The sequence below is a fragment of the Variovorax sp. ISS6 genome, from assembly GCF_056523145.1.
The window spans coordinates 2,458,999-2,485,268 of the sequence record NZ_JAWRZC010000001.1; the positions used below are offsets into that span (position 1 = coordinate 2,458,999).

Sequence of the window (26,270 nt, forward strand, 5' to 3'; positions counted from 1 at the left end):
TGGGCCTATTGTCCGGGATGCCACAATTCCGCCCGCCTTCCTCTTCGTCTTCACCCTTTTTCCCATGAACCGACCCATGCCGTCGCCCCGAGCGCCGCAGGAGACCTGATGCGACTCCCCTACGAACTGCAGCTCGGCTGGCGCTACACGCGCGCGGGCCGCGCGACCCGGCGCAACGGCTTCATCTCGTTCATCTCGGGCGTCTCGATGCTCGGCATCGCGCTCGGCGTGGCCGCGCTGATCATCGTGCTGAGCGTGATGAACGGCTTCCAGAAGGAAGTGCGCGACCGCATGCTGGGCGTGGTCTCGCACATCGAGATCATCTCGCGCGACGGCCAGGCCCTGCCCGAGCTCGACACCATCATGGCGGCCGCGCGCAAGTACCCCGAGGTGGTCGGCGCGGCGCCCTTCATCGCGACCCAGGCGCTGATCGCGCGCGGCGAGGACATGAAGGGCACGCTGGTGCGCGGCATCGAGCCCAGGCTCGAGCCCGAGGTCACCGACATCGCGGCCGCCGCGCCCAAGGGCACGCTCGACAAGCTGGTGCCCGGCGAGTTCGGCATCGTGCTGGGCGGCGAGCTGGCGCGCTCGCTGTTCGTGCAGCCCGGCGACCAGGTCACGCTGGTGGCGCCGGGCGGCCAGGTCACGCCGGCCGGCGTGGTCCCGCGCCTCAAGCAGTTCACCGTGGTCGGCACCTTCGACTCGGGCCACTACGAATACGACTCGGCGCTGGCCCTGATCAACGAGCAGGACGCGGCGCGCGTGTTCCGGCTCGAGGGCCCGACCGGCATCCGCATCCGCCTGAAGGACCTCAACCAGGCGCGCGACGTGGCCGACGAGATGGCCGTCTCGCTGCCGGGCCAGTTCCTGATCCGCGACTGGACGCGCCAGAACAAGACCTGGTTCGCGGCCGTGCAGGTCGAGAAACGCATGATGTTCATCATCCTCACGCTGATCGTGGCGGTGGCCGCGTTCAACCTGGTCTCGACGCTGGTGATGACGGTGACCGACAAGCGCGCCGACATCGCGATCCTGCGCACCCTGGGCAGCTCGCCGCGCAGCATCATGGGCATCTTCGTGGTGCAGGGCGCGATGGTGGGCGTGATCGGCACCGTGCTGGGCCTCGCGCTGGGCCTGGGCATCGCCTACAACATCGACGTGATCGTGCCCTTCCTCGAGCAGCTGTTCCATGCGAGCTTCCTGCCCAAGGACATCTACCTGATCAGCAAGATGCCCAGCGACCCGCAGCGCAGCGACATCATGCCGATCGCGATCATCTCCCTGGTGCTGGCCTTCCTGGCCACGCTGTATCCGAGCTGGCGCGCCAGCCGCGTGAATCCCGCCGAGGCGCTGCGCTATGAGTGAAGTCGTATTGAAGGCGCGCGGTCTGACCAAGCGCTTCCACGAAGGACGCCTCGACCTGACCGTGCTGCACGGCATCGACCTCGACGTGAATGCCGGCGAGACGCTGGCCATCGTCGGCGCTTCGGGCTCGGGCAAGAGCACGCTGCTGCACCTGATGGGCGGGCTCGATTCGCCGACCTCGGGCAATGTCGAGCTGCTCGGCAAGGACATCGCGCATGCCGACCCCGCCGAGCAGGGCCGGTTGCGCAACCTGCACCTGGGCTTCGTCTACCAGTTCCATCACCTGCTGCCCGAGTTCAGCGCGCTCGACAACGTGGCGATGCCGCTGAAGATCCGCCGCGTCGACCCGGCCACGGCCGCGCAGTCGGCGACGAAGATCCTCCAGAGCGTGGGCCTGGGCGAGCGGCTGCATCACCGGCCGGCCGAACTGTCGGGCGGCGAGCGCCAGCGCGTGGCGATCGCGCGCGCGCTGGTCACGCAGCCGGCCTGCGTGCTGGCCGACGAGCCCACCGGCAACCTCGACCGCGGCACCGCCGACACCGTGTTCGAGCTGATGCTCGACCTCGCGCGCCGCCATGGCACGGCCTTCGTGATGGTCACGCACGACCAGGACCTGGCGCGGCGCTGCGACCGGGTGCTGCAGCTGGTGGCGGGGCGGCTGGCCTGAGTGTCTTTCTCCCTCCCCCGCTGGGGGAGGGCCGGGGTGGGGGCAGCGGGCGGTCGATATGGTCGTGGCCTTGCCATCGCCGCTTGCCCCCATCCCGGCCTTCCCCCACAGGGGGAAGGAGCAGATACAGCGATTCAGAGCGAGAGCGCTTCCGCCTCTTCCTGCCGCGCCTCCAGCGGCAGCACGCACAACAGCTTCCCGCCCAGCGTCAGCACCAGCCCGAGCCGGCCGCCGATCTGCACCACCTGGCAGGCCGCGCGCGGCGAGCCCGAGTCCGAGGCCGAGCCCGGGGTCGGCGCGGCATGGGCCGACAGCCCGATCGCCCGTGCCGGCGGCTGGCGCAGCATCGCGAACAGCAGCCGCGCATCGGCATCGCGCAGCGCCTGCTGGTAGAGCGGGAAGACGGCGTTGCGTCCGGTGCTGTCGGGCGCCTTCTCGCGGGGCTCGCGCAGCCGCAGCAGCGCGCGGTGCATCTGCTGGCGCCAGGCCGCCTCGGTCCGGCCTGTGGCCTCGGCCAGTTCCTTGAAGCTGACTTCGAACACCTCGCGCAGCAGCACCGCGGCGCCATCGGCGGGGCTCAGCCGATCGGCCAGGAGGCGCAGGGCCTGCCCGGTCTCTTCGGCGCGCGCGGCCTCGGTTTCGGCCGATTCCGCCGTCTCCGGCGTCGCGCCGGCCTCGTCGAGCCAGCGTCGCATCCAGCCTTCGCGCCGCAGGCGGTCGATCGCGAGGTGCTGCATCACCGTCGTGAGCCAGGCCTGGACGGTGTCGATGCCGGCGTGTTCGCCGGCCTCGAGCGCGCGCAGGTAGCTGTCCTGCACCAGGTCCTCGGCCTGCGCCGTGCCGCCGGCCAGCCGCGCCGCTGCGCGCACCAGGCGACCGCGCAGGGCCGGGAATTGCGAGAGATAGCGTTCGTCGAGCATCGGCGCAGCTTGCCACGGCCGGCGATGTCACGAAAGCGTGGGCTTGTTCGTCAAGACAGCTCCCACCCCCTGGAGCTTTTCATGACCGCCATGTTCACGCTGGAATCCGAAGACGACACCCGCCCGGCCGCCACCGCCGAGCCGCGCAATTCCTACCTCGAGGAGAAGGCCTTCCGCTCGCGCACGCTGCTGATCTTCGGCAGCATCACCGACGCCGTGGCCGCCGACGTCACGCGCCGGCTGATCGCGCTCGACGCCGACAGCGCCGACAAGCCCATCGACATCCTCGTGAGCTCGCCCGGCGGCCACCTCGAATCGGGCGATGCGATCCACGACGTGGTGCGCTTCATCGCCGCGCCGGTGCACATGATCGGCACCGGCTGGGTCGGCAGCGCCGCCACCCACCTGTTCCTGGCCGCGCCGCGCGAGCGCCGCGTGTGCCTGCCCAACACCCGCTTCCTGATCCACCAGCCCTCGGGCGGGGCCGGCGGCCAGGCCACCGACATCGCGATCCAGGCGCAGGAGATCGTCAAGGCCCGCCAGCGCATCGCGCACGAGATCGCGCGCGAGACCGGCAAGCCCATCGAGGTGGTGCTGGCCGACATCGAGCGCGATCGCTGGCTGTCGGCCGAGGAGGCGGTCGACTACGGGCTGGTCTCGCGCATCGTGCAGCGCAAGAGCGAGCTGCGGGGCTGACGCTGGACGGAAATCCGAACAGCCGAACGCAGAAGAAAAACCAAAGCCACGCAGAAGTCGCAGAAAAGACCGAAGACATTTTTCGGTTTTTTTCTGCGACCTTCGCGCAACCTTCGCGACCTCTGCGTTCGGCTGCCCGATCCCCGTGTCTCAAGCCTTCGGCTTGTACGCCACCACGTCGATCTCGACCTTCGCATCGACCATCAGTCGCGCCTCGGTGGTCGAGCGCGCGGGCTTGTTCTCGCCGAAGTAGCTCATGTAGATGCGGTTGAAGGCGCCGAAGTCGCGCGCGTCGTCGAGCCAGCAGGTGGTCTTGCAGACGTCGTCGAGCGTGGCGCCGGCCAGCGCGAGCACGGTCTTCAGGTTCTCCATCACCTGGCGCGTCTGCGCCTCGATGCCGCCGGCCACGATCTCGCCCTGCGCATTGGCCGGCACCTGGCCCGACACGTAGATGAAGTCGCCCGCGCGCACGGCCGGCGAGAAGGGACGCACCTGGCGGTCGGAAGCGGTGGGCGGGGCGCCGAGGTATTCGAGAGGCATGGACGAGCTCCTGTCTGAAGAAGGGAAATGAAAGGGGAGGGGATGAAAACGGCCGCCAGTATCGGCCGAAACTGAAAATCTATTTCAGTGATAACGCTGAATCAAGGGTTTTCACGGATGATTTGGCATAGATACTGCTTCAAAGTGCGGCCCGCAACGAAAGTTTTTTTCACAAACGCGTCTCGCCCCATGAAGGAGAACTCCATGCCCCACGCCGGCTCTTTCCCGCGCCTGCCCATGCTGTCGAAGCGCACCCTTCTGGGTGCCACCCTGCTCGCGGCGCTGTATGCCGTGGCGCCGCTGAACGCCCAGGCGCAGGGTCCGCGCAACTTCGCCACGCTGGCGATGGTGGCCGAGCCGCAGACGCTCGATCCGATGGCCTCGACCGCCGACCTGGTCGGAACCATCATGCAGCACGTCTACGAGACGCTCTACACCTTCGACGCCAAGTGGAACGTGGTGCCGATGCTGGCCGAGGGCATGCCGAAGATCTCGGCCGACGGCAAGACCTATGCGATCGCGCTGCGCAAGGGCGTGATGCTGCACAGCGGCCGCGAGCTCACGGCCGACGACGTGGTCGCGAGCCTGCAGCGCTGGATGGACCAGTCGCCGCGCGGCAAGGCCGTGGGCAAGGAGATCGACAGCCTCAAGGCCAAGGGCCCGCTGGCGGTCGAGATCGTGCTCAAGGAACCCTATGCGCCGCTGCTGTCGCAGCTCGCGCTGCCCAGCGGCATGGCGGCGATCATGGCCAAGGAATCGATCGCCTCGCCGCTCAAGGACTTCGTCGGCACCGGCCCCTACAAGTTCAAGGAACGCCGCCCCGACCAGTTCGTGCTGCTCACGCGCTTCGACAAGTACGCGGCGCGCAAGGAGCCCGCGAGCGGCTACGGCGGCAAGCGCGAGGCCGCGATCGAGGAACTGCGCTTCGTGCCGGTGCCCAACGCCAGCACGCGCGTCGAGGGCGCGCTGGCCGGCCAGTACGACTTCGCCGACCTGCTGCCGGTGGAGGCGCTGCCGCGCCTCGAGAAGTCGGGCGGCAAGACGGTGCCGATCATGACGCCCTCGTTCGGCTTCCCCTACCTGGTGCTCAACACCAAGGAAGGCGTGGCCGCGAGCCAGCCGGTGCGCCAGGCGATCCAGACCGCGCTCGGCGAGGGCGAGATGCTCGCGGCCGGCTTCGGCGACACGCGCTTCTTCGTGGCCGAGGCCAACCACTTCCCAAAGGGCTCGCCCTTCTATTCGACGGCCGGCGCCGACCAGTACAACCAGCGCAACGCCGCCAAGGCCAAGGAGGCCGCGGCCAAGGCCGGCTACAAGGGCGAGCCGATCCGCGTGCTCACGAGCCGCCAGTACGACTTCCACTACAACATGTCGCTGCTGATGGCCGAGCAGCTCAAGCGCGCCGGCTTCAAGGTCGACCTCAACGTGGTCGACTGGGCCACGCTGGTGCAGCGCCGCAACGACGCCAAGCTGTGGGACATCTACGTCACCCACTCGGGCCAGTTCCCCGAGCCGATGCTCTCGCCGCCGCAGCTCGGCGACGGCGCGCCCGGCTGGTGGGACACGCCCGCCAAGAAGGCGGCGCTGCAGGCCTTCAACGTCGAGAGCGATCCGGCCAGGCGCGGCGCGCTGTGGGGCAAGGTGCAGCAGGTGGTCTACGAGGAGGTGCCGTACATCAACGTCGGCAAGTTCAACGGGCTGTCGGCCAGGAGCCCGGCGCTCGACAACTACCAACCGGCGACCTGGCCCTTCTTCTGGAACGCTCGTATCAAGTAACGCGGCTGCCGGATACGGGTACCGGACGCAGAGGACGCGAAGGTTTCGCAAAGGGCGCGAAAGAACAGCCAAGGAGATTCTTCAGATGAATTTCCTTTTGCGTCTTTCGCGGAACCTTCGCGTCCTCTGCGTCCGGCTGTCCGATCCCGCATTTCCCGAAAAGAACCACATCCCATGATCCGCTACATCGCATCCCGCGCCGCCGGCATGCTCATCGTGCTCGCCCTCGTGGCGGTGCTGGTGTTCGTGCTCACGCGCGCCGCCTCGGGCGACCCGGTCTCGGTGCTGCTGGGCGACCAGGCCACCGCGGCCGACATCGCGCGCGTGCAGAAGGAATACGGCCTCGACAAGCCGCTGCCCGTGCAGTTCGGCTACTGGCTGCGCGAGGTGCTGCAGGGCAACCTCGGCACCTCGATCTTCCTGCAGCGCCCGGTCACGCAGGCGCTGTGGGAGCGCGCCGAGCCCACCGCGCTGCTCGCGCTGATGGCGGTGGCCATCGCCGCGCTGATCGGCGTGCCCTGCGGCATCGTCTCGGCCGTGTTCCGCGGCCGCGCGGTCGACCAGCTGTTCACCGGCATCGCGATGCTGGGCGCGAGCATCCCGAGCTTCTGGCTCGGCATCGTGCTGATCCAGATCTTCGCGGTCTCGTCCGGCTGGTTCCCGGTCTCGGGCTACGGTGCGCCCGACGCGGCGCTGGCCGAGCGGCTGCATGCGCTGGTGCTGCCGGCCACGGTGCTGGGCCTCTTGAACTCCGCGCTCATCATCCGCTTCACGCGCGCCTCGATGCTCGACGTGCTCGGCGAGGACTACGTGCGCACCGCGCGCTCGAAGGGCCTGAGCGAGACGGTGGTGGTGCTCAAGCATGCGCTGCGCAACGCGCTGGTGCCGATCGTCACGGTGATCGGCCTGACGGTGGCGCTGATGATCGGCGGCGCCGTCATCACCGAGACCGTGTTCGGCCTGCCGGGCGTGGGCAACCTCGTGGTGAGCGCGGTGCTGCGGCGCGACTACCCGGTGATCCAGGGCGCGCTGCTGGTGATCGCCGCGATCTACGTCCTCATCAATTTCTCGATCGACCTGCTGTATGCGGTGGTCGATCCGCGCGTGAAGGTCTGAGCCATGCGGATGCCAAGAATGCTTCGCCAACTGATGCACCGCCGCATCGTGATGCTGTCCGCGCTGGTGCTGCTGGCGATCGCCATCCTCGCCATCGGCGCGCCGCTGTTCGCCTCCATCGATCCCAACGACACGGCCGTGCTGCAGCGCCTGAAGGCGCCGAGTGCCGAGCACCTGCTGGGCACCGACGAGCTGGGCCGCGACCTCTATTCGCGCATCGTGCACGGCGCGCGCTACTCGCTGGCGATCGCGGCGCTCACCGCGCTCGGTGCCGTCGTCGCGGGCACCGTGCTGGGCCTCGCGGCAGGCTTCTTCCGCCGGCTCGACGCGCCGCTGATGCGCGTGGTCGACGCGATGATGTCCTTCCCCGACATCCTGCTGGCGATCGCGCTGGTGGCGATCCTCGGGCCCTCGCTGGTCAACACGGTGCTGGCGCTGGTGCTGGTCTACACGCCGCGGGTGGCGCGCGTGGTGCGCGCCTCCACGCTGGTGGTGCGCGAGCTGCTGTTCGTCGAGGCCGTGCGCGCGCTCGGCGTGCGCACCTCGCGCATCCTGTGGCGCCACATCCTGCCGAACCTGATGTCGCCGATCCTGGTGCAGGTCTCGTTCATCTTCGCCTACGCGATCCTGGCCGAGGCGGGGCTGTCCTTCCTCGGCGTCGGCGTGCCGCCCGAGATCCCGACCTGGGGCACCATGGTCGCGGGCAGCCAGCAGTACGCGCACCAGGCCTTCTGGGTGGTGCTGTTCCCGGGGCTCGCGATCATCCTCACGGCGCTGTCGTTGCAGCTGCTCGGCGACGGCGTGCGCGACCTGCTCGATCCCAAACTCAAAAAGACCGCGTGATGACGACCGCCACATCCTCCCCGCGCCTCGTGGTCGACAGCCTGAGCACCAGCTTCCCCACCGAGGACGGCCTGATCCGCTCGGTGGCCGACGTGAGCTTCGCGATCCAGCCCGGCAAGACCACCGCGCTGGTCGGCGAGTCGGGCTCGGGCAAGTCGGTCACCAGCCTCACGCTGATGCGCCTGCTGCCCAGGACCGCCAATGCCCAGGTCAGCGGCGGCGCGCGCTTCGTCACGCGCGAAGGCAGGACCGTCGACCTGCTGACCCTGCCCGAGCGCGAGATGCGCGCATTGCGCGGCAACCAGCTCTCGATGATCTTCCAGGAGCCGATGACCAGCCTGAACCCGGTGTTCACCATCGGCGAGCAGATCGCCGAGAGCGTGCGGCTGCACAAGGGGCTCGACCGCCAGGCCGCGCTGGCCCATGCGAAGCGCATGCTCGACCTGGTCGAGATCCCGGCCGCGGCGCAGCGCCTGCACGAGTACCCGCACCAGCTCTCGGGCGGCATGCGCCAGCGCGTGATGATCGCGCTGGCCATGGCCTGCGACCCGACGCTGCTGATCGCCGACGAGCCCACCACCGCGCTCGACGTGACCATCCAGGCGCAGATCCTGGTGCTGATGCGCCGGCTGCAGGCCGAGACCGGCATGAGCATCCTGTTCATCACGCACAACCTCGGCGTGGTCGCGCACCATGCCGACGACGTGGTCGTGATGTACGCGGGCCGCGTGGTCGAGAGCGCGCCGGTGCGCCCGCTGTTCGCGCAGCCCGAGCATCCGTACACCCAGGGCCTCTTGGCCTGCCTGCCGGGCAAGGCGCGCCAGCCGGGGCAGCCCAAGCCCAGGCGCCTGTTCGCGATCCGCGGCCAGGTGTCGAGCCCGCTGGCGCCGCCGCCGGGCTGCGCCTTCGAGCCGCGCTGCGACCATGCGCAGGCCGGTTGCGCCACGGCGATGCCGCCGCTGATCGACATCCGCCTGGACCGCCAGGCCCGCTGCACCCGCGTGCAGCCCGACGCCCACTTCGCGAGGCTCGCATGAACGCCGTCGTTTCCCCCCTGATCGAAGTCCGCGGACTCAAGAAGTATTTCGGCAGCGGCGAACGCCCCGTGCGCGCGGTCGACGGCGTGTCGTTCGCGATCCAGCCCGGCGAGACGCTGGGCCTGGTCGGCGAATCGGGCTCGGGCAAGAGCACCATCGGTCGCACCGTGCTGCGCCTGCTCGAGCGCACCGAGGGCCAGGTGCTCTACCGCGGCGACGACATCGGCGCGCTGTCGGGCGAGCGCATGCGCAAGCTGCGCAGCAAGCTGCAGATCATCTTCCAGGACCCGTACGCGAGCCTGAACCCGAAGATGCGCATCGGCGCGATCCTCGGCGAGGCGCTGGCCACGCACGGCCTGCACAAGGGCGCGGCCGCGCGCGACAGGCGCATCGCCGAGCTGCTCGAGACCGTGGGCCTGCGCGCCGAGCATGCGAGCCGCTTCCCGCACGAGTTCTCGGGCGGCCAGCGCCAGCGCATCGGCGTGGCGCGCGCGCTCGCGGTGGAGCCCGAGTTCATCGTGGCCGACGAGCCGCTGTCGGCGCTCGACGTGTCGATCCAGTCGCAGGTCATCAACCTGCTGGCCGACCTGCGCGAGCGCCTGGGCCTGACCATGCTGTTCATCTCGCACGACCTCGACGTGGTCGAGTACCTGTGCGACCGCGTGGTGGTGCTGTACCTGGGCAAGGTGATGGAGGTGGCCGAGACCGAAGAGCTCTTCGCGCGCCCCTCGCACCCCTACACCCAGGCGCTGCTGGCCGCGAGCCCGAAGCCCGATCCCGAGCTCGCCACCGAGCGCATCGCCCTCAAGGGCGACATCCCCAGTCCGATCTCGCCGCCCTCGGGCTGCGTGTTCCGCACGCGCTGCCCGCATGCCATCGAGGCCTGCGCACGGACCGTGCCGCCGCTCGAGCAGGTTTCGAGCGGACACTACAGCGCCTGCATCCGCAAGGACCTGCTTTCCCCCATCGCCGCATGACCATGACCGACACCGCCGCTCCCTCCTTCGACGACCCGCTGCTGGGCAGCAGCTTCAAGGGCTATCCGCGCACCCAGGCGCCGCGCCGGCGCAGCGAGATCGGCGCCGCGGGCTGGAACGTGCTCGCGGGCGACCTGCCGCTGCCGCTGGCCGTGCTCAAGCGCGAGGCGCTCGAGCACAACCTGGCCTGGATGCAGGCGCGCGTGCGCGAATGGGGCATCGACCTCGCGCCGCACGGCAAGACCACCATGTCGCCGCAGCTGTTCCAGCGCCAGCTCGATGCCGGTGCCTGGGGCCTGACCTTCGCCACCGTGACCCAGCTCGCGGTGGGCGTGGCCGCCGGCGCGCGCCGCACCCTGATCGCCAACCAGGTGGTGAGCGACGAGGACCTGGCCGGCATCCAGCTGCTGCTGCGCGACCATGCGGGCCTGCGCATCGTGTTCCTGGTCGATTCGCTGGCGCAGCTCGCGCTGATCGAGGACTGGGCGCGCCGCCACCCGAACAGCGTTCCTTTCGAGGTCATGCTCGAGATCGGCGTTGCGGGCGCGCGCACCGGCTGTCGCACGCATGAAGAGGCGGTGGCGCTCGCCACGCGGCTGCGCGCGAGCGACGCGGTGCGGCTGGTGGGCATCGAGACCTACGAAGGGCAGGGCGCCACCGGCGCCAGCGAGCCCGACGCGGCCTATGCCGCGACCCTGATGGACCGCGTGGAAGCGGTGGCGCGCCATTGCGACACGCAGCAGCTGTTCGAGACCGACGAGGTGCTGGTCTCGGCCGGCGGCTCGGCCATCTTCGACCTCGTGGCCGGGCGACTCAAGCCCGCGCTGGCGTCGCCGGTGCGCGGCCTGCTGCGCTCGGGCTGCTATGTCACGCACGACCATGGCTTCTACAAGCGCATGGTCAGCGCGGTCGACGAGCGCCTCGGTTGCGATTGCGGCGAGAGCCTGGTGCCCGCGATGGAGGTCTGGGCCACGGTGCAGTCGCGGCCCGAGCCCGGCCTCGCGATCCTGGCCGTGGGCAAGCGCGACATCTCCTTCGACCTCTCGCTGCCGGTGCCGATCGCGCGCGCGGCGCGCGGCGTGCTGGTGCCCGAGGCCGTGCCCGCCGGCTGGAAGATCACGGCGCTCAACGACCAGCATGCCTACCTGCGCTGGGAGGCCGACGAGGAGGTGCGCGCGCCGGCCGTCGGCGACCGCGTGGGCCTGGGCATCTCGCACCCCTGCACCACCTTCGACAAGTGGCACTGGATGCCCGTGGTCGAGAACGACTACCGCGTGAGCGACGCGGTGGCGATGCACTTCTGACCGCGCGGCCGATGACTCCCTCGCTGCTCCAGAAGATCGCGCAGACCCGCGAGGGCGCACCCGCCACGCGGCGCGCGATCCTCGACCTGATCCTCGAGGACCCCGACCGGGTGCTCGAGGAGAGCTTCGAATCGCTGGCCGAGCGCTCCGGCAGCTCGGTGCCGACCATCATGCGCACCTGCCGCGACCTCGGCTTCGCGGGCCTGCGCGAGTTCAAGCTCGCGCTGGCGCAGGAGCTCGCGCTCGGCGGCTCGCCGCTGCACCGCCGCGTCAACATCGAGGACGCCGCCGACGAGGTGGTGTCAAAGATCGCGCGCAGCGCGGCCGCCTCGGTCTCGGGCGTGCGCGGCCAGCTCGACATGCAGGTGCTCGACGGCGCCGTCTCGGCCATCGCGGCCGCGCCGCACGTCGACCTCTACGGCGCCGGCGCCACCTCGTGGTTCATGGCCAACGACCTGCAGGCGCGGTTGTTCCGGCTCGGCCTGTCGGCCAATGCCTGGGCCGACTACCACCTGCAGCAGGTGGCCGGCGCCGCGCAGCGCCCGGGCGGCGTGGTGATCGCGATCTCGCACGTGGGCGGCATGCCCTCGCTGCTCGACGCGGTCGACATCGCGCGCGGGCAGGGCGCCAAGGTGGTCGCGCTCACGCGGCCCGGCACCGCGCTCGCGGCCAAGGCCGATTTCCTGCTCGGGCTCTCGGTGCCCGACGACGCCGTGATGCACGTGGGCATCGATGCCTACCTGACGCACCTCACGGCGATCGAGATCCTCACGGTGCTGGTCGCGCAGCGGCGCGGCGAGCCGGCGGTGCAGCGCCTGCAGCGCGCGCGCGAAGCCTTCCAGCGCCACGGCATCGACGCCACCACGCACCCGCTGCAGAGCTGGGACGGCGGCGGCATCAACGAGAAAGGACACCGGTCGTGAGCGCTCCCCAAGCCGTGCTGCTCGAGGCCGGCCTCGTGGTCGACGGCTCGGGCGGCCCCTCGTGGCCCGGCGACGTGCTGCTGCACGGCGACCGCATCCTCGCGCTCGGCGAGGGCCTGCGCGCGCGCCTGCCCGAAGGCCTCGAGCTGGCCGATGTCGAGGTCGTCGACTGCCGCGCCAAGGTGATCGCGCCGGGCTTCATCGACGCCCATACGCACGACGACGCGATCGTGCTGCGCGACCCGCTGTGCCTGCCCAAGGTGTCGCAGGGCATCACCACCGTGGTCACGGGCAACTGCGGCATCTCGCTCGCGCCCTACCGCACGCCGCAGTCCAAGCCGCCGCTCACGCTGCTGGGCGCCGACTCGTTCCGCCACGCGAGCATGGCCGAGTACCGCGCCGCGGTCGACGCCACGCAGCCCGCGCTCAACGTGGCCGCGCTGGTGGGCCACACCACCCTGCGCTTCGCGGCCATGGAGGCGCTCGACCGGCCCGCCAGCGCCGACGAGCTCGCGCGCATGGCGGCGCTGCTCGAGGCCTGCATGGAAGAGGGCGCGCACGGCATGTCCTCGGGCCTGTTCTATGAAGAAGCCTTCGCCGCGCCCGCCGAGGAGGTGACCGCGCTCGCGCGCGTGGTGGCGCGCCATGGCGGCGTCTACGCCACCCACCTGCGCAGCGAGATGCAGCAGATCGTCGAGGCGCTGCACGAGGCCGGCGACTCGGCCTTCGCCGCCGGCGTGCCGCTGGTGATCTCGCACCACAAGTGCGCCGGGCCCGCGAACTGGGGCCGCACCAGGGAGACGCTGCCGCTGATCGAGTCGCTCGCGCAGCGCCAGAAGATCGCGATGGACGTCTATCCCTACGTCGCTGGTTCCACCGTGCTGCGCGAGGACCTGGTCGACGGCGTGATCGACGTGCTGCTGACCTGGTCCGACCCGCATCCCGAGATGACCGGCCGGCTGGTGTCGGACATCGCGCGCGAATGGGGCGTGAGCGAGCAGGCGGCCTGCCTGCGGCTGAAGCCCGGCGGTGCCTGCTACTTCCAGATGCATGAAGATGACGTGGAGCGCGTGATCGCGCATCCGCTGACCATGATCGGCAGCGACGGCCTGCCGCACGACCGCCATCCGCATCCGCGGCTGTGGGGCGCGTTCCCGCGCGTGTTCGCGCGCTACTGGCGCCAGCGCCGGCTGTTCACGCTCGAGCAGGCGGTGCACAAGATGACCGGCATGAGCGCGCGCAACCTGCGCATCGCCGAGCGCGGCCTGCTGCGCGCGGGCCACATGGCCGACGTGGTGGTGTTCGATCCCGAGACCATCGCCGACACCGCCACCTACGACCGGCCCAAGGGGCTGAGCCTGGGCATCGAGCGCGTGTTCGTGAACGGCGTGCTGGCCTACCGCGGCGGCGCGACGGTGGACGAGGCGCGCGTGCTGGCGCGCGCGGGGCGCATGCTGACGCGCGGGACCTGAGCGCGGCGGCGCGCCGCGCCGCTGTCATCGGACTGTCACGAACCGTCATATTGCGTGGCTAGGATGTTCCTCGAACCCCGATGAAGGGGCCGAGGAGCAGCACCGTTGGAAATCCGCAAACTGATCGCGCCGGCGCTGGCCGTGGTCCTGCTGGCCGCGGTCGCGGGCGGCGTCTGGTATTCGAACCAGCGCGTGCGCGACGACACGGCGGCCGGCAACGCCGCGCGGATCGAGCAGGCGCGCCATGTGGCGCTGCGCGGGCTGATCGGTTCCGAAAAGGAATCGTTCTTCGCCGACGAGCGCGTGCAGCAGGCGCTGGCCGCGCAGGGCATCACGGTCACGGTGGAGAAGGCCGGCTCGCGCACCATCGCCGAGCGCTACGACGCCGGCAGGTTCGACTTCGGCTTTCCCTCGGGCGCGCCGGCCGCGCAGCGGCTCAAGGAGCTGGCGAAGGCGCCCAATGTGTACAACCCCTTCTACACGCCGATCGTGCTCGCGAGCTGGCGGCCGATCGCCGAGATCCTGATCGCCAACGGCGTGGCCGAGAAGCAGGGCGACTTCTACTACGTGGTCGACCTGCCCAGGCTGATGGCAATGATCGAGAAGGGCACGCGCTGGAAGGAGCTCAAGGCCAGCGCCGCGTTCTCCACCAGCAAGTCGCTGCTGATCAATTCGACCGACGTGCGCACCTCCAATTCGGCGGCGATGTACCTGGCGCTGGCGAGCTATCTCGCGAACGGCCAGCAGATCGTGCAGAGCCAGCAGGACGTGGACCGCGTGCTGCCGACGGTGGCGCCGCTGTTCCTTCGGCAGGGCTTCCAGGAGCAGTCCTCGGCCGGCCCGTTCGAGGACTACCTCGCGCTCGGCATGGGCAAGGCGCCGCTGCTGGTGGCCTACGAATCGCAGCTGGTGGAGTTCTGGCTCAAGCATCCCGACCGGCTGCGCGGCGACATGGTGCTGCTCTATCCGCGGCCCACGGTCTATTCGAAGCACGTGCTGGTGCCCTACACGCCGGGCGGCGCGCGCCTGGGCGCGGCGCTGGAGAACGATCCCACGCTGCGCGAGCTCGCGCACGAATACGGCTTTCGCACCGGTGGCGATGCCAAGGGGCCGGAGAACTGGGCCGGACGCGGCGTCAAGGTGCCCGACGTGCTGGTCGACGTGATCGACCCGCCCAGCTTCGAATGGCTCGAACGCATGACCACCGCCATCGAAGGCCGCTTCAAGTGAACCCGAGGAACCCATGAACACTTCCCGTCCCGAGTCCGCTCCCGCCACGGCGGTCGCCGTTGCCGCGCCCGACGTGCTGCAGCCGCCGCAGTCCTTCGTGCTCGAGCCACCCGCGCCCGTCGCGCCGGTGCCGGTCGAATCCGCCAGCGGGCGGGTGCGGCTCAAGCCCGAGGAGGTCGGCGAGCTCGATGCGCAGGTCGATCGCTTCATCGACGACATCACGGCGCACGACAGCCAGCATCCGCAGTTCAAGGAGGCGGTGGCGCGCATCCACTCGATGGGCAGCAAGGAGATCGAGGCCTCGGCCTCGGTCTCCAACCGCATGCTCGAACGCCCGGTGGGCTCGCTGCGCAACGGCCTGTTCGGCCAGGGCTCGCAGATCGGCCAGTCGCTGATCGACCTGCGCCACCAGGTCGAGGACCTCGATCCCTCGAAGCAGGGCGACCTGTTCTCGGCGCGCAAGCTGCTGGGCCTGATCCCGCTGGGCAACAAGCTGGTCGCCTACTTCGAGCGCTACCAGTCCTCGCAGTCGCACCTCGACGCCATCATCGAATCGCTCAAGCGCGGCAAGGACGAGCTGCTGCGCGACAACGCGGCCATCGAGCAGGAGAAGGTCAACCTCTGGACGCTGATGGAGCGGCTCGAGAAGTACGTGCACATCGGCAAGGCGCTCGACGCGCGCCTCGACGCCAAGGCGCGCGAGTTCGACGCCACCGATCCCGAGAAGGCGCGCGTTGTGCGCGAGGAGATGCTGTTCTACGCGCGCCAGAAGGTCACCGACCTGCTGACGCAGCTCGCGGTCAACATCCAGGGCTACCTGGCGCTCGACATGATCCGCAAGAACAACCTCGAGCTGACCAAGGGCGTGGACCGCGCCACCACCACCACGGTGTCGGCGCTGCGCACCGCGGTGATCGTGGCGCAGGCGCTGGCCAACCAGAAGCTGGTGCTCGACCAGATCGGCGCGCTCAATGCCACCACCGGCAACCTGATCGCGACCACCAGCGAGCTGCTGCGCGAGCAGACCGGCCAGATCCACCAGCAGGCGGCCTCGGGCACGATCGAGATCGCCAAGCTGCAGCAGGCCTTCGCCAACATCTACCAGACCATGGACGCGATCGCCGACTTCAAGCTCAAGGCGCTCGACTCGATGCAGACCACGGTCGACACGCTGAGCGACGAGGTGGCGCGCAGCCGCGGCTACCTCGACCGCGCGCGCCGCGAGACCTCGGCCGTCGCGCTGCGCGAGCCGTCGGCGGGCAGCGGGGTCGTGCTGTGAGCCTGGCGCCGGCACGGCGCTTCGCGCTCGGTGCGCTGCTGGCGCTGGCGCTCGGGCTGGCCGGCTGCGGCCGCGACGAGGCGGCCACGCCCACCGCCGCCGCGCCGCAGGTCAGTCCGCCATCGACGGCCTTCACCGTTCTCGCGGGCTCCGAACTCAAGGACCTCGAGGCGCCGCTGGTCGAGGCCGCGCGCGCCGCCGGGGTGGAACTGCAGCTGTCGTACGCGGGCACGCTGGACATCGTGGAGCGCGTGAATGCCGGCGAGCGCTTCGATGCGATCCTGCCGCCCAACGGCGCCTATCCCGCGCTGGCGCTCGCCAAGCCGGCGGTGGCGCGCGAGAAGCTCTTCTACTCGCGCATCGCGCTCGGGGTGAAGGCCGCCAAGGCCGCGCGGCTCGGCTGGGACAAGCGCGCGCCCGGCTGGGCCGACATCGCGCGGGCCGCCAGCACGGGCCAGCTGCGCTACGGCATGACCAACGCGACCAGCTCCAACACCGGCATGAGCGCGCTGTTCGCGGTCGCCTCGGCACTCGCGGGCAAGACCGAGGACCTGGCGGCGCAGGACGTGGACGAGAAGACGCTCAAGGCCTTCCTCTCGGGCCAGAAGCTCACGGCCGGCAGCTCGGGCTGGCTGGCCGATGCCTACCTGGCGGATCCCGCGTCCATCGACGCGATGGTCAACTACGAGGCCGTGATCCTGCGCCTCAACGAGCGGCTGCCCGCGGCCGACCGGCTGCTGCCGATCTATCCGCGCGACGGCATGATCTCGGCCGACTATCCGCTGATGCTGCTCGACGAGGCACGGCGCGAGCCCTACAACCGGCTGGTGGCGGCCTGGAAGGGGGCCGCGTTCCAGCGCGACGCGCTGTCGGCCGCCTTCCTGCGCCCGGCCAATCCCGAGGTGCAGGCCGCGAGCGCGCTGCCCACGGCGGCGGTGTCGGAGCTGTCCTTTCCGAACCGGCTCGAGGTGATCGACGCCGTGCTCGGCACCTACCAGGCGCGCTGGCGCAAGCCCTCCACCTCGATCTTCGTGCTCGACCTCAGCGGCTCGATGCAGGGGCAGCGCCTGGAAGCCATGCGCGAGGCGCTCAAGCGGCTGTCGGGGGCGGAGGCCGGCGCCGCGGCGAGCGTGCGCTACAGCGCGTTCCAGAGCCGCGAGCGGGTGGTGCTGGTTCCGTTCGCCACGCGCGTGTCGGAGCCGGTGTGGGTGCGCTTCGAGCCCGAGCGCATCGGCGCCGCGCGCGAGGAGTTGCGCCGCCAGGCCGACGCGATGCAGGCCGATGGCGGCACCGCCATCTATTCCGCGCTGGCCGTGGCCGAGGACCTCGCGCGCGAGGAGCAGCGCAGCGATCCCGATCGCTTCGTGAGCATCGTGCTGCTGACCGACGGCCAGAACAACGCGGGCCTGAAGCCCGAGGAGTTCCAGGCGCGCTATGCGAGCGGGCTGCCGGCGCGCATCTTCCCGATCCTGTTCGGCGAGGGCAACGTGGCCGAGATGCGGGCGCTCGCGAAGGCCTCGGGCGGGCGCGAGTTCGACGGGCGCCGGCTGGTGCTGGCGCAGGTGTTCAAGGAAATCCGGGGCTACCAGTGACCCTGTGCAAAGGCCTGGCGTGGCGCGGCGTTCGCTGAAGCTGCGCGCGCTGCTGTTCCTCTACGGCAACGGCAACATCCTCGGCTGCGCGCTCGCGCTGGCCGGTCCGGCGCTGCTGTTCGCGGGCGTCATCGACCGCGGCTGGCTCGCCATCACCGCCGGCCTCTACGTCGTCGGCTGGCTGCTGGGCCGGCGCGCGCCCGAGCTCGAGCGCCGCATCGAGGACAGCCTGAGCCTGGAGGAGACGCTGCGGCGGCTCGACGAGGTGGTCGCGCGCGCCTCGCCGCACCTCACCGAGGACATGCGGCACAGCCTCGAGAGCGTGCGCGGCCTGGTGGTCGAGGTGCTGCCGCAGTTGATGGACGTCGGCGCGGGCGGCGACGACCTGTTCACCGTGCGCGAGACCGTGTTGCGCTACCTGCCCGAGACCCTGGCCAACTACGTGGCGCTGCCGCCGGCCTTTCGCGTCACGCAGCCGCTGAAGGACGGCAAGACCGCGCGCCAGCTGCTCGGCGAGCAGCTCGGCCTGCTCGATGCCAAGCTGCGCGAGGTGGTCGCCAACCTGGCGGCGAGCGATGCCGCGGCGCTGGTGGCCAACGGCCGGTTCCTCGAGAAGAAGTTCAGGCAGCCCGACTTCCTCGAAGGCTGAGGCGCCCCCGGCAAAGCCCTTGCAAACGTGGGGCCGTGCGAGCGCTTCGGTAGACTGCGCGGGTGACAACCTCCTCCGAGCCTCCCAGTCCGTTGCTGGCCTGCGCCAGCCGCCTTGCTCCCCGCCGCCGTTTTCCGCGCGTGCTGTCCCCGCCCCTGACACGGCCTCCGCCGCGTCCGCCGGCCCCGTCTCCTTCCCCCATCCCCTCTTCATCGCCCGCCATGGTTCGCGCCATGCCGGGCCGCATGCGCTCGCGCACCGCCTTCCATGATTGAACTGCTGTCCGACCCCGCCGTCTGGATCGGTCTCCTCACGCTCGTCGTGCTCGAGATCGTGCTGGGCATCGACAACCTGATCTTCATCGCGATCCTCGCGGAGAAGCTGCCGCCGCACCAGCGCGACCGCGCGCGGCTCATCGGCCTGAGCCTGGCGCTGCTGATGCGCCTGGGGCTGCTGTCCATCGTCTCGTGGCTGGTGACGCTGACCACGCCGCTGTTCAGCCTGTTCGGCCAGGGCTTCTCGGGCCGCGACCTGATCCTGCTGCTGGGCGGCCTGTTCCTGCTGTTCAAGGCCACGGCCGAGCTGCACGAGCGCATCGAGGGCGTGACCCATGCCGTGACCGGCACCGCCGCCTATGCGAGCTTCGGCGTGGTGGTGGCGCAGATCGTGGTGCTCGACGCCGTGTTCTCGCTCGACGCGGTGATCACGGCCGTCGGCATGGTCGACCACCTGCCGGTGATGATGGCCGCGGTGATCATCTCGATCGCGATCATGCTGTGGGCCTCGAAGCCGCTGACGCGCTTCGTCAACGCCCATCCCACGGTGGTGGTGCTGTGCCTGAGCTTCCTGCTGATGATCGGCCTGAGCCTGGTGGCCGAGGGCCTGGGCTTCCACATTCCCAAGGGCTACCTCTACGGCGCGATCGGCTTCTCGGTGCTGATCGAGGCGCTCAACCAGTGGGCGCGCCGCAACGAGCTGCGCCACGAGGCGCGCCGGCCGCTGCGCGAGCGCACGGCCGAGTCGGTGATCCGCCTGCTCGGCGGCCGCACGCGCGGCGAACCGGTGCCGGTGGGCGCCGCCGCGGCCGATGCCGATGCGCCCGTGGACGAACCCGCCTTCGGCATCGAGGAACGCAACATGGTCAGCGGCGTGCTCTCGCTGGCCGAGCGCAACGTGCGCTCGGTGATGACGCCGCGCGCCGATGTCTCCTGGGTCGACCTCGACGACGATCCCGAGGCGCTGCGCGAGCAGTTGCTCGACACCCCGCACGGCCTGTTCCCGGTGTGCCGCGGCTCGCTCGACCAGGTGGTGGGCGTGGCGCGCGCCAAGGACCTGCTGGGCCAGCTGCTGCGCCACGGCCGCATCGACGAGGGCCATGGCCTGCGCGCGCCGATCTACGTGGCCGAGTCGACGCGCGTGATCCGCCTGATCGATACCCTGCGCGGCGCGCGCGGCCAGCTCGCGCTGGTGGCCGACGAGCACGGCACGCTGACCGGCGTGGTCACGCCGATCGACGTGCTGGAGGCGATCGCGGGCGAGTTCCCCGACGAGGACGAGTCGCTCGAGATCCAGCAGACCGGCCCCGAAGCCTGGACCGTGGCCGGCAGCGCCGACCCGCACCTGCTCGAACAGGCGCTGCAGACCGACGGCCTGGCGAGCGAGGACGACAGCTACACCTCGGTGGCGGGACTGCTGCTCGACCGCTTCGGCGGCCTGCCCGCGGCCGAGGCCACCTGGGTGCACGACGGCTGGGAGTTCGTCGTCACCGGCGTGGATGCGCAGCGCATCCGCGAGGTGGCGGTGCGGCGCGTGCCCGTGGTGCCGCCCGAGGCCTGAAGCGCGCGGGGCGCCGCTTTGGTAGGCTGGCGCCCCCGCTTCCCGACCCGCTTCGCGCATGACCTCCAACGCCTCCCACCGCCAGCCCGTTCCCCTCGCCAAGGCCTACCGCCTGCTCAACCACGGCCCCACGGTGCTGGTGAGCGCGGCCCACGCGGGCCGGCGCAACATCATGGCGGCGGCCTGGGCCATGCCGCTGGACTTCGATCCGCCCAAGGTGGCGGTGGTGCTCGACAAGAGCACCTGGACCCGCGTGCTGCTCGAGGGCGCGGGCAGCTTCGCGCTGCAGGTGCCGGTGCGCGCGCAGCTCGACCTGACCGAGGCGCTGGGCAGCAGCTCGGGCCGCGAGCTGGTCGAACGCGACGGCCGCGACAAGTTCGAGGCCTACGGGCTGCACAGCTTCGCGGGCAGCGCCACCGAGGCGCCCCTGCTCGAGGGCTGCGCGGCCTGGCTCGAATGCCGGCTGCTGCCCGAGCCGCCGATCCAGCAGCGCTACGACCTGTTCCTCGGCGAGGTGATCGCGGCCCAGGCCGATGCGCGCGTGTTCTCGAACGGCCGCTGGCACTTCGAGGGCCACGACGAACTGCGCACGCTGCACCACGTGGCGGGCGGGCACTTCATCGTCGATGGCGAGGCGGTGGACGCGAAGCCGCTGGCGCAGGCCGGGCGCTGAATCAGCCCTCGCTGGTCCGGCCCGAGGCCACCAGCAGCTGCCGCAGCACCACCCCGCCGCACAGCGCGGCCGCGCCCGCGAGCAGCACGAAGCTCAGCACGCCGGCGGGCGAGGCGTCCTCGAGCCAGCCGGCCACCAGCAGCGTGGTGCAGTTGTAGGCCGCGTGCAGCGCGATGCAGGGGATCAGCGAGCGCGTGCGCTCGTAGAGCCAGCCCAGCACCGTGCCCATGGCGACGCCGACCACGAACTGGTAGATGTTCATGTGGGCCGCGCCGAACAGCAGCGCCGACATCAGGATCGCCTGCCAGCGCCCGTAGCGCTGCAGGAAGCCGCGCAGCACGATGCCGCGGAACAGCATCTCCTCGAGCAGCGGCGCCATCACGCAGACCGCGAGCACCGCCGCCACGCTGCCGTCGGCCATGCGGCTGAACATCGCCTCCTCCCAGGCCGACAGCGGCAGTGCCAGCGTCAGCAGGTTGATCGCGCAGGTGATCGCCAGCATCAGCGCCGGCACCAGCAGCAGCGCGGGCGGCACCACCAGCATCAGCGTGGCGCGCATCGAGGCACGCGAGGGATGGAACAGCGCGCGCCAGCCCAGCTTCTGCTGCTGCATCACGACCGCGAACACCAGCCCGTTGCCCAGCACGGCCGACAGCACGCCGATCTGCATCGTGCTCAGGCCGAACACCCGGTTGGCATCGCGCAGCACGGCGCCCACGAGCAGCTCGCACAGGAACAGGGCGAGGTACAGCAGGACGGCCTGCGTCGCCGAGGGGAAGGCCGGGCGTTGGGGGGAGGGCATGGCGCGGGCGGGGCGGTGGCGCGCATGTTAGCCGCGCCCGGCCAGGCCCGCCTGACCGGCGCGTTCAGCCTTTGCGCGGCGGCGGCAGCTGCCGCAGGAACAGGTACAGCGCGCGCATGTCGGTGTCGCTGATCTCGCGCAGCGACTCGAAGGGCATCACGCGCACCGGCGTGCCGTCGGGGCGCAGGCCGCTGCGGAAGAGCCGGATCATCGACTCGGCGTCGGGATAGCGCGCCAGCGCCGAATCCTCGCCGGGCGCGAGCCGCGAGGCCGCGGGCCAGTCGGGCGGGCCGCCCGGGACCTTGCCGCCCGCGAGCTGCGGACCATGGCAGCCCAGGCACATGTTCGCCACATAGGCGCCATGCGCCACGCTCACGCCCTCGGCCACCGGCAGCGCGGGCGGCAGCCGGTGGTCGATCCTGGCGGCCGCGTCCTGGATCAGGCCGAAGCCGTAGAGCGCGCGCACCGGCAGCGGCAGCTCGACCACGGCGGGCGTGCCCTGCACCGGCGGCAGGGCGCGGATGTGGGCCACCAGCGCGGCGAGGTCCTCGTCGGTGAAGCGGTTGTAGTCCTCGCTCGGCATGATCATCAGCGGCCGGCCGGCCGGATCGACGCCGTGCCGGATCGCGCGCACCCAGTCCTCGGGCCGGTAGGCGGCGGTCGCGTTCGCGGCGCCGGGCGCGATCTGCGGCCCGGCCACGCGCAGGCCGTTCGGCGCGTCGATGAAGAGACGCCCGCCGCCGTCGGCGCCGTGGCAGTCGACGCAGCCGCGCGAGGCATAGAGGTAGCGCCCGCGCTCGAGCGCCGCGGTGTCGCCGCGCGGGCGCAGGGCCACCGGCTTCACGTCGACGTCGACGCGGCGTTCCATCTTGTGGTGCGCCATCAGCACGGCGCCGGACAGCGCGGCCGCGGCGAGCAGGGCCAGCGCCAGCAGCGCGAGCACGCCGCGGCGCAGCCAGCGGGCGGTGTTGTTTTTCTCGGTCATGGGGAATCGTGGGATCGATGGCGGCGGCGGATCCGCGCGCGCCCTTCAAGCCCGAACGATAGGAGAAAGCACCGCGGCTGGGCATTGGCCGGATTGCCTATGCCCGGCGCCGCGCCGGCCGCGCCGTCAGAGCAGGAAGGGCACGAAGCGCCTGGTGCCGCGCATGTAGGCGCGGTAGGCGTCGCCGAAATGCGCGATGCATTCGCGTTCGTCGCTGAGCGCCGTCAGCACCAGCAGCACGGTGGCCGCGAGCGCCAGCGCGAGGCCGGGGCCGCCGATGTCCTTGAGGCAGGCGCCCCAGGCCAGCAGCATCAGCGCGGTGTACATCGGATGGCGGATGTAGCGGAAGGCGCCGTCGGTGACCAGCGAGTCGGTCTTCTCGAAGCCGAGCAGCGCGGCATCGTCGTCGCGTGCCGCGCCGGGCCGCACCGCGGCCCGCAGCCGGCGCCAGGCATGCACCGGCAGCCAGGCCGACAGCGCCAGCAGCAGCCACGATGCGAGCTGGTGCGGCGCCAGCGGATCCACGTGCCACACGGGCAGGTTCAGCAGGATCAGCGCCAGCATGCACTCCCAGGCGAAGAAGCGGTAGAAGCCGTGCGAGCCGCGCCGGCGCAGCGCGCCGCGCGAGACGTACAGCAGCGCGGCCGAGACGGCGACGAAGAGGGCGATCTGGATCCAGGCGAAAGGCATGGGGCCCGAATCTACACGCCGGGCCGCCGGCGCCCTCAGCCCATCGTCGAGTAGCCGCCGTCCACCGGGATCGCCACACCGGTCACGTAGTCGGCCGCGGGGCTCGCGAGGAACACGGCCGTGCCCGCGATGTCGGCCGGCCGGCCCCAGCGGCCCGCCGCCGTGCGCGCGACCACGCGCTCGTAGAGGCCCGCGACCTGGGCGCGCGCGCCGTCGGTCATCTCGGTCTGGAACCAGCCCGGCAGGATCGCGTTGACCTGGATGTTGTCGGCCGCCCACGAGAGCGCGGTCGACTTGGTGAGCTGCACCACGCCGGCCTTGCTCGCGGCATAGGCGGGCGAGTAGGCGGCGCCGAAGATCGACATCATCGAGCCGACGTTGACGATCTTGCCGCCGCCCGCGCGCTGCATGTGCGGATGCGCCGCGCGGCTCACGAGGAAGGCGCTGGTGAGGTTGGTCTGGAGCACGAGGTTCCACTCGTCCAGCGTGAGCTGGTCGACCGGCTTGCGCACGGTGGTGCCGGCGTTGTTGACCAGGATGTCGAGCCGGCCGCAGCGCGCGGCCACGGCGTCGACCGCCTGCCGCACCGAGGCCTCGTCGGCCACGTCGATGGCGACCGCGAAGCTGTCGCTGCCGAGCGCCTTCAGCGTCTCGACCGCGGCGGCCGATTTCTCGGGGTTGCGCGCGGCGATCGCCACGCGCGCGCCGGCCCGCGCCAGGCCCTGGGCCATGCCGAGGCCCAGGCCGCCGTTGCCGCCGGTGACCAGCGCGACCTTGCCGCCGAGGTCGAACATCAGGCCGCCGCCGCCGGCACCGGCTTCTTCGCGACCAGCGTCAGGATGTCGTAGCTCGCGACCAGCTCGCCGTCCTGGTTCGTCACCTCGACGTCCCAGGCCACCACGCCCTGGCCCTGGCCGTTGGCGTCCTTGCGGTTGCGGTCGATCTTGCGCTTGCAGGTCAGGCGCGCGCGGATGGTGTCGCCGATGCCCACGGGCTTGACGAAGCGCAGCGTGTCGAGGCCGTAGTTGGCCAGCACCGGGCCCGGCGCGGGCGAGACGAACAGGCCCGCGGCCGCCGACAGCACGAAGTAGCCGTGCGCGATGCGCTTGCCGAACGGCGACTCCTTGGCCGCGATCTCGTCGAAGTGCATGTAGAAGTAGTCGCCCGATAGGCCGCCGAAGGCCACGATGTCGGCCTCGCTCACGGTGCGGCGGTGCGTCAGCAGCGAGTCGCCGATGCGCAGGTCCTCGAAGTGGCTGCGGAACGGATGCACCTCGGTCTCGCGCACCTTGGCGCCGCGCACGTGCTCGCCGGTGACGGCCGCCAGCATGGTGGGCGAGCCCTGCAGCGCGGCGCGCTGCAGGTAGTGCTTGACGGCGCGCAGGCCGCCGAGCTCCTCGCCGCCGCCGGCGCGCCCCGGGCCGCCGTGCTTGAGCGGCGGCAGCGGCGAGCCGTGGCCGGTCGATTCGGCCGCGGCCTCGCGGTCGAGCACCAGCAGCCGGCCGTGCCAGGCCGCAGCAACGGGGATCGCCTTGGCGGCGGTCGCGGGATCGCGCGTGACCAGCGTGCCGACCAGGCTGCCGCGGCCGCGCGCGGCCAGCGCCAGCGCCTCGTCGATGCCCTCGTAGGGCATCAGCGTGCTGACCGGGCCGAAGGCCTCGATGTCGTGCACCGCATCGTGCTCGAGCGGCTTGCGGCTCAGCAGCAGCGTGGGCGCGAAGAAGGCGCCCTCGGCCGTGCCCTCGCCCACGGGCGAGAAGCCGTCGCCGCCGCCGTACACCAGCTCGGCGCCCTTGCGCAGCTCGGCCACGCGCTCGGCCACGTCGGCCTGCTGCGCATGCGAGGCCAGCGCGCCCATGCGCACGTCCTCGCGCGAGGGATCGCCCACCACCGTCTTGGCCAGCCGCGCGCGCAGGCGCTCGGCCACGGCGTCGAGGTGCTGGCGCGGCACGATGGCGCGGCGGATGGCGGTGCACTTCTGGCCGGCCTTCACCGTCATCTCGCGCGCCACCTCCTTTACGAACAGGTCGAACTCCTCGTCGTCGGGCGTGACGTCGGGCGCGAGGATCGCGCAGTTGAGCGAATCGGCCTCGGCGTTGAACGGGATCGACTGGCGCACCAGGTTCGGATGCACGCGCAGCCTGGCGGCGGTGTCGGCCGAGCCGGTGAAGGTCACGACGTCGGGCCCTTCGAGGCGGTCGAGCAGGTCGCCCGTGCCGCCGATGACCAGCTGCAGGCTGCCCTCGGGCAGGATGCCCGACTGCACGATCAGCCGCACCACCGCCTCGGTGAGGTAGCTGGTGGCGGTGGCCGGCTTGCCGATGCAGGGCATGCCCGCGAGGAAGCTGGGCGCGAACTTCTCGAGCAGGCCCCAGACCGGGAAGTTGAAGGCGTTGATGTGCACCGCCACGCCGCCGCGCGGCACCAGGATGTGGGTGCCCGCGAAGCCGCCCTTCTTGCCGAGCGGGAAGGCCGGGCCCTCGTGCACCAGGTTGCCCGAGGGCAGCTCGTTGCTGCCGATGCCCGCGTAGGCCGCGAGCGTGCCGGCGCCGCCCTCGATGTCGACCCAGCCGTCGGCGCGCGTCGCGCCGGTGTGGGCCGAGACCGCGTAGAGCGTTTCCTTGTTGGCGGCGATGTACTTGGCCAGTGCCTTGAGGCGTTCGGCGCGCTGCTGGAAGTCGAGCGCCATCAACGCCGGGATGCCGACGCGGCGCGCATGGGCCAGCGCCTCGGCGAAGTCGATCGCCTCGGCGTGCGTGCTGGCGATGGCCTGGCCGTTGACGGCGCTGCGCAGCGACTGCGCGGCCTCGCGGCCGATCCAGCGGCCGGCGATGTAGCTTTGGAGGGTGGTGCTCATGGTGCTGGGTCCTTTGCTCTCTCTGTGTTGGGCCTTCCCCT

General features: G+C 71.0%; 24 protein-coding genes. 17 read left to right on the plus strand and 7 right to left on the minus strand.

Features of this window, described 5'->3' with window-relative positions:
- Positions 1 to 108: 108 nt before the first annotated feature.
- Both AC1HIL_RS11215 and lolD read left to right on the plus strand, forming a co-directional pair.
- Complete coding sequence (locus AC1HIL_RS11215; RefSeq protein ID WP_296738150.1) at positions 109 to 1,365, plus strand: lipoprotein-releasing ABC transporter permease subunit; 1,257 nt, start codon at positions 109 to 111, stop codon at positions 1,363 to 1,365.
- Positions 1,358 to 2,032: a lipoprotein-releasing ABC transporter ATP-binding protein LolD gene (gene lolD, locus AC1HIL_RS11220; protein ID WP_479671818.1), complete on the plus strand. Its 675-nt coding sequence runs from the start codon at positions 1,358 to 1,360 to the stop codon at positions 2,030 to 2,032. The genes AC1HIL_RS11215 and lolD overlap by 8 nt, the downstream gene beginning before the upstream one ends.
- 134 nt (positions 2,033 to 2,166) lie before the next feature.
- Here lolD and AC1HIL_RS11225 read toward each other — a convergent pair whose 3' ends face one another.
- On the minus strand, positions 2,167 to 2,952 hold the full coding sequence (locus AC1HIL_RS11225) for a sigma-70 family RNA polymerase sigma factor (RefSeq protein ID WP_479671819.1): 786 nt from the start codon (positions 2,950 to 2,952) through the stop codon (positions 2,167 to 2,169).
- An 81-nt stretch (positions 2,953 to 3,033) separates the two neighbouring features.
- Here AC1HIL_RS11225 and AC1HIL_RS11230 point away from each other — a divergent pair, with 81 nt between their 5' ends.
- A complete protein-coding gene (locus tag AC1HIL_RS11230; protein ID WP_261209979.1) occupies positions 3,034 to 3,648 on the plus strand; it encodes an ATP-dependent Clp protease proteolytic subunit in 615 nt (204 codons plus the stop codon).
- 150 nt (positions 3,649 to 3,798) lie between these two features.
- Here the strand turns inward: AC1HIL_RS11230 and AC1HIL_RS11235 are convergent, their stop codons facing one another.
- Entirely contained in the window at positions 3,799 to 4,188 is a 390-nt protein-coding gene (locus tag AC1HIL_RS11235; protein ID WP_057597741.1) for a RidA family protein, read from the minus strand.
- Positions 4,189 to 4,392: 204 nt separating this feature from the next.
- Between AC1HIL_RS11235 and AC1HIL_RS11240 the strand changes: the two genes are divergently transcribed.
- The 14 genes from AC1HIL_RS11240 to AC1HIL_RS11305 all read left to right on the plus strand — a co-directional run bounded on the left by AC1HIL_RS11240 (position 4,393) and on the right by AC1HIL_RS11305 (position 20,895).
- Entirely contained in the window at positions 4,393 to 5,964 is a 1,572-nt protein-coding gene (locus AC1HIL_RS11240) for an ABC transporter substrate-binding protein (RefSeq protein ID WP_203204688.1), read from the plus strand.
- 174 nt (positions 5,965 to 6,138) lie between these two features.
- The gene (locus AC1HIL_RS11245) at positions 6,139 to 7,080 is read left to right on the plus strand and encodes an ABC transporter permease (RefSeq protein WP_479671820.1); all 942 of its coding nucleotides are present in this window, start codon (positions 6,139 to 6,141) and stop codon (positions 7,078 to 7,080) included.
- A 3-nt stretch (positions 7,081 to 7,083) separates the two neighbouring features.
- A complete protein-coding gene (locus AC1HIL_RS11250) occupies positions 7,084 to 7,923 on the plus strand; it encodes an ABC transporter permease (RefSeq protein WP_479671821.1) in 840 nt (279 codons plus the stop codon).
- Entirely contained in the window at positions 7,923 to 8,960 is a 1,038-nt protein-coding gene (locus tag AC1HIL_RS11255; RefSeq protein WP_261209990.1) for an ABC transporter ATP-binding protein, read from the plus strand. Before AC1HIL_RS11250 ends, AC1HIL_RS11255 begins: the two co-directional genes overlap by 1 nt.
- Entirely contained in the window at positions 8,957 to 9,937 is a 981-nt protein-coding gene (locus AC1HIL_RS11260) for an ABC transporter ATP-binding protein (protein WP_479671822.1), read from the plus strand. Before AC1HIL_RS11255 ends, AC1HIL_RS11260 begins: the two co-directional genes overlap by 4 nt.
- A 2-nt stretch (positions 9,938 to 9,939) precedes the next feature.
- Positions 9,940 to 11,241 carry an amino acid deaminase gene (locus AC1HIL_RS11265; protein WP_479672486.1) on the plus strand — a complete coding sequence of 434 codons (1,302 nt, stop codon included), beginning with the start codon at positions 9,940 to 9,942 and terminating at the stop codon, positions 11,239 to 11,241.
- A gap of 11 nt (positions 11,242 to 11,252) precedes the next feature.
- Entirely contained in the window at positions 11,253 to 12,164 is a 912-nt protein-coding gene (locus AC1HIL_RS11270; protein WP_093351801.1) for a MurR/RpiR family transcriptional regulator, read from the plus strand.
- Positions 12,161 to 13,636, plus strand: coding sequence for an N-acyl-D-amino-acid deacylase family protein (locus AC1HIL_RS11275; protein ID WP_479671823.1), 1,476 nt, complete (start codon positions 12,161 to 12,163; stop codon positions 13,634 to 13,636). The genes AC1HIL_RS11270 and AC1HIL_RS11275 overlap by 4 nt, the downstream gene beginning before the upstream one ends.
- 105 nt (positions 13,637 to 13,741) lie before the next feature.
- Positions 13,742 to 14,866 (plus strand): hypothetical protein, encoded by a 1,125-nt coding sequence (locus tag AC1HIL_RS11280; protein ID WP_479671824.1) that lies wholly within the window; start codon positions 13,742 to 13,744, stop codon positions 14,864 to 14,866.
- 13 nt (positions 14,867 to 14,879) lie between these two features.
- The gene (locus AC1HIL_RS11285; protein ID WP_413764299.1) at positions 14,880 to 16,145 is read left to right on the plus strand and encodes a toxic anion resistance protein; all 1,266 of its coding nucleotides are present in this window, start codon (positions 14,880 to 14,882) and stop codon (positions 16,143 to 16,145) included.
- Positions 16,142 to 17,737: a vWA domain-containing protein gene (locus AC1HIL_RS11290; RefSeq protein ID WP_479671825.1), complete on the plus strand. Its 1,596-nt coding sequence runs from the start codon at positions 16,142 to 16,144 to the stop codon at positions 17,735 to 17,737. Before AC1HIL_RS11285 ends, AC1HIL_RS11290 begins: the two co-directional genes overlap by 4 nt.
- Before the next feature lie 4 nt (positions 17,738 to 17,741).
- Positions 17,742 to 18,386, plus strand: coding sequence for a hypothetical protein (locus AC1HIL_RS11295; RefSeq protein WP_479671826.1), 645 nt, complete (start codon positions 17,742 to 17,744; stop codon positions 18,384 to 18,386).
- Positions 18,387 to 18,656: 270 nt separating this feature from the next.
- A complete protein-coding gene (locus tag AC1HIL_RS11300; RefSeq protein ID WP_422098230.1) occupies positions 18,657 to 20,222 on the plus strand; it encodes a TerC family protein in 1,566 nt (521 codons plus the stop codon).
- Positions 20,223 to 20,280: 58 nt separating this feature from the next.
- Positions 20,281 to 20,895, plus strand: coding sequence for a flavin reductase family protein (locus AC1HIL_RS11305; protein ID WP_422097857.1), 615 nt, complete (start codon positions 20,281 to 20,283; stop codon positions 20,893 to 20,895).
- Between the two features lies 1 nt (position 20,896).
- Here the strand turns inward: AC1HIL_RS11305 and AC1HIL_RS11310 are convergent, their stop codons facing one another.
- The 5 genes from AC1HIL_RS11310 to paaZ all read right to left on the minus strand — a co-directional run bounded on the left by AC1HIL_RS11310 (position 20,897) and on the right by paaZ (position 26,229).
- On the minus strand, positions 20,897 to 21,697 hold the full coding sequence (locus AC1HIL_RS11310; protein WP_261210007.1) for a CPBP family intramembrane glutamic endopeptidase: 801 nt from the start codon (positions 21,695 to 21,697) through the stop codon (positions 20,897 to 20,899).
- Between the two features lie 64 nt (positions 21,698 to 21,761).
- Positions 21,762 to 22,682 (minus strand): c-type cytochrome, encoded by a 921-nt coding sequence (locus tag AC1HIL_RS11315; RefSeq protein WP_479671827.1) that lies wholly within the window; start codon positions 22,680 to 22,682, stop codon positions 21,762 to 21,764.
- Between the two features lie 126 nt (positions 22,683 to 22,808).
- Positions 22,809 to 23,372, minus strand: coding sequence for a methyltransferase family protein (locus AC1HIL_RS11320; protein WP_422097855.1), 564 nt, complete (start codon positions 23,370 to 23,372; stop codon positions 22,809 to 22,811).
- A gap of 35 nt (positions 23,373 to 23,407) precedes the next feature.
- Positions 23,408 to 24,166, minus strand: a complete 759-nt coding sequence (locus tag AC1HIL_RS11325) for an SDR family NAD(P)-dependent oxidoreductase (protein WP_422097854.1) — start codon at positions 24,164 to 24,166, stop codon at positions 23,408 to 23,410.
- A complete protein-coding gene (gene paaZ / locus AC1HIL_RS11330) occupies positions 24,166 to 26,229 on the minus strand; it encodes a phenylacetic acid degradation bifunctional protein PaaZ (protein ID WP_479671828.1) in 2,064 nt (687 codons plus the stop codon). Before paaZ ends, AC1HIL_RS11325 begins: the two co-directional genes overlap by 1 nt.
- Between the last annotated feature and the right edge of the window lie 41 nt (positions 26,230 to 26,270).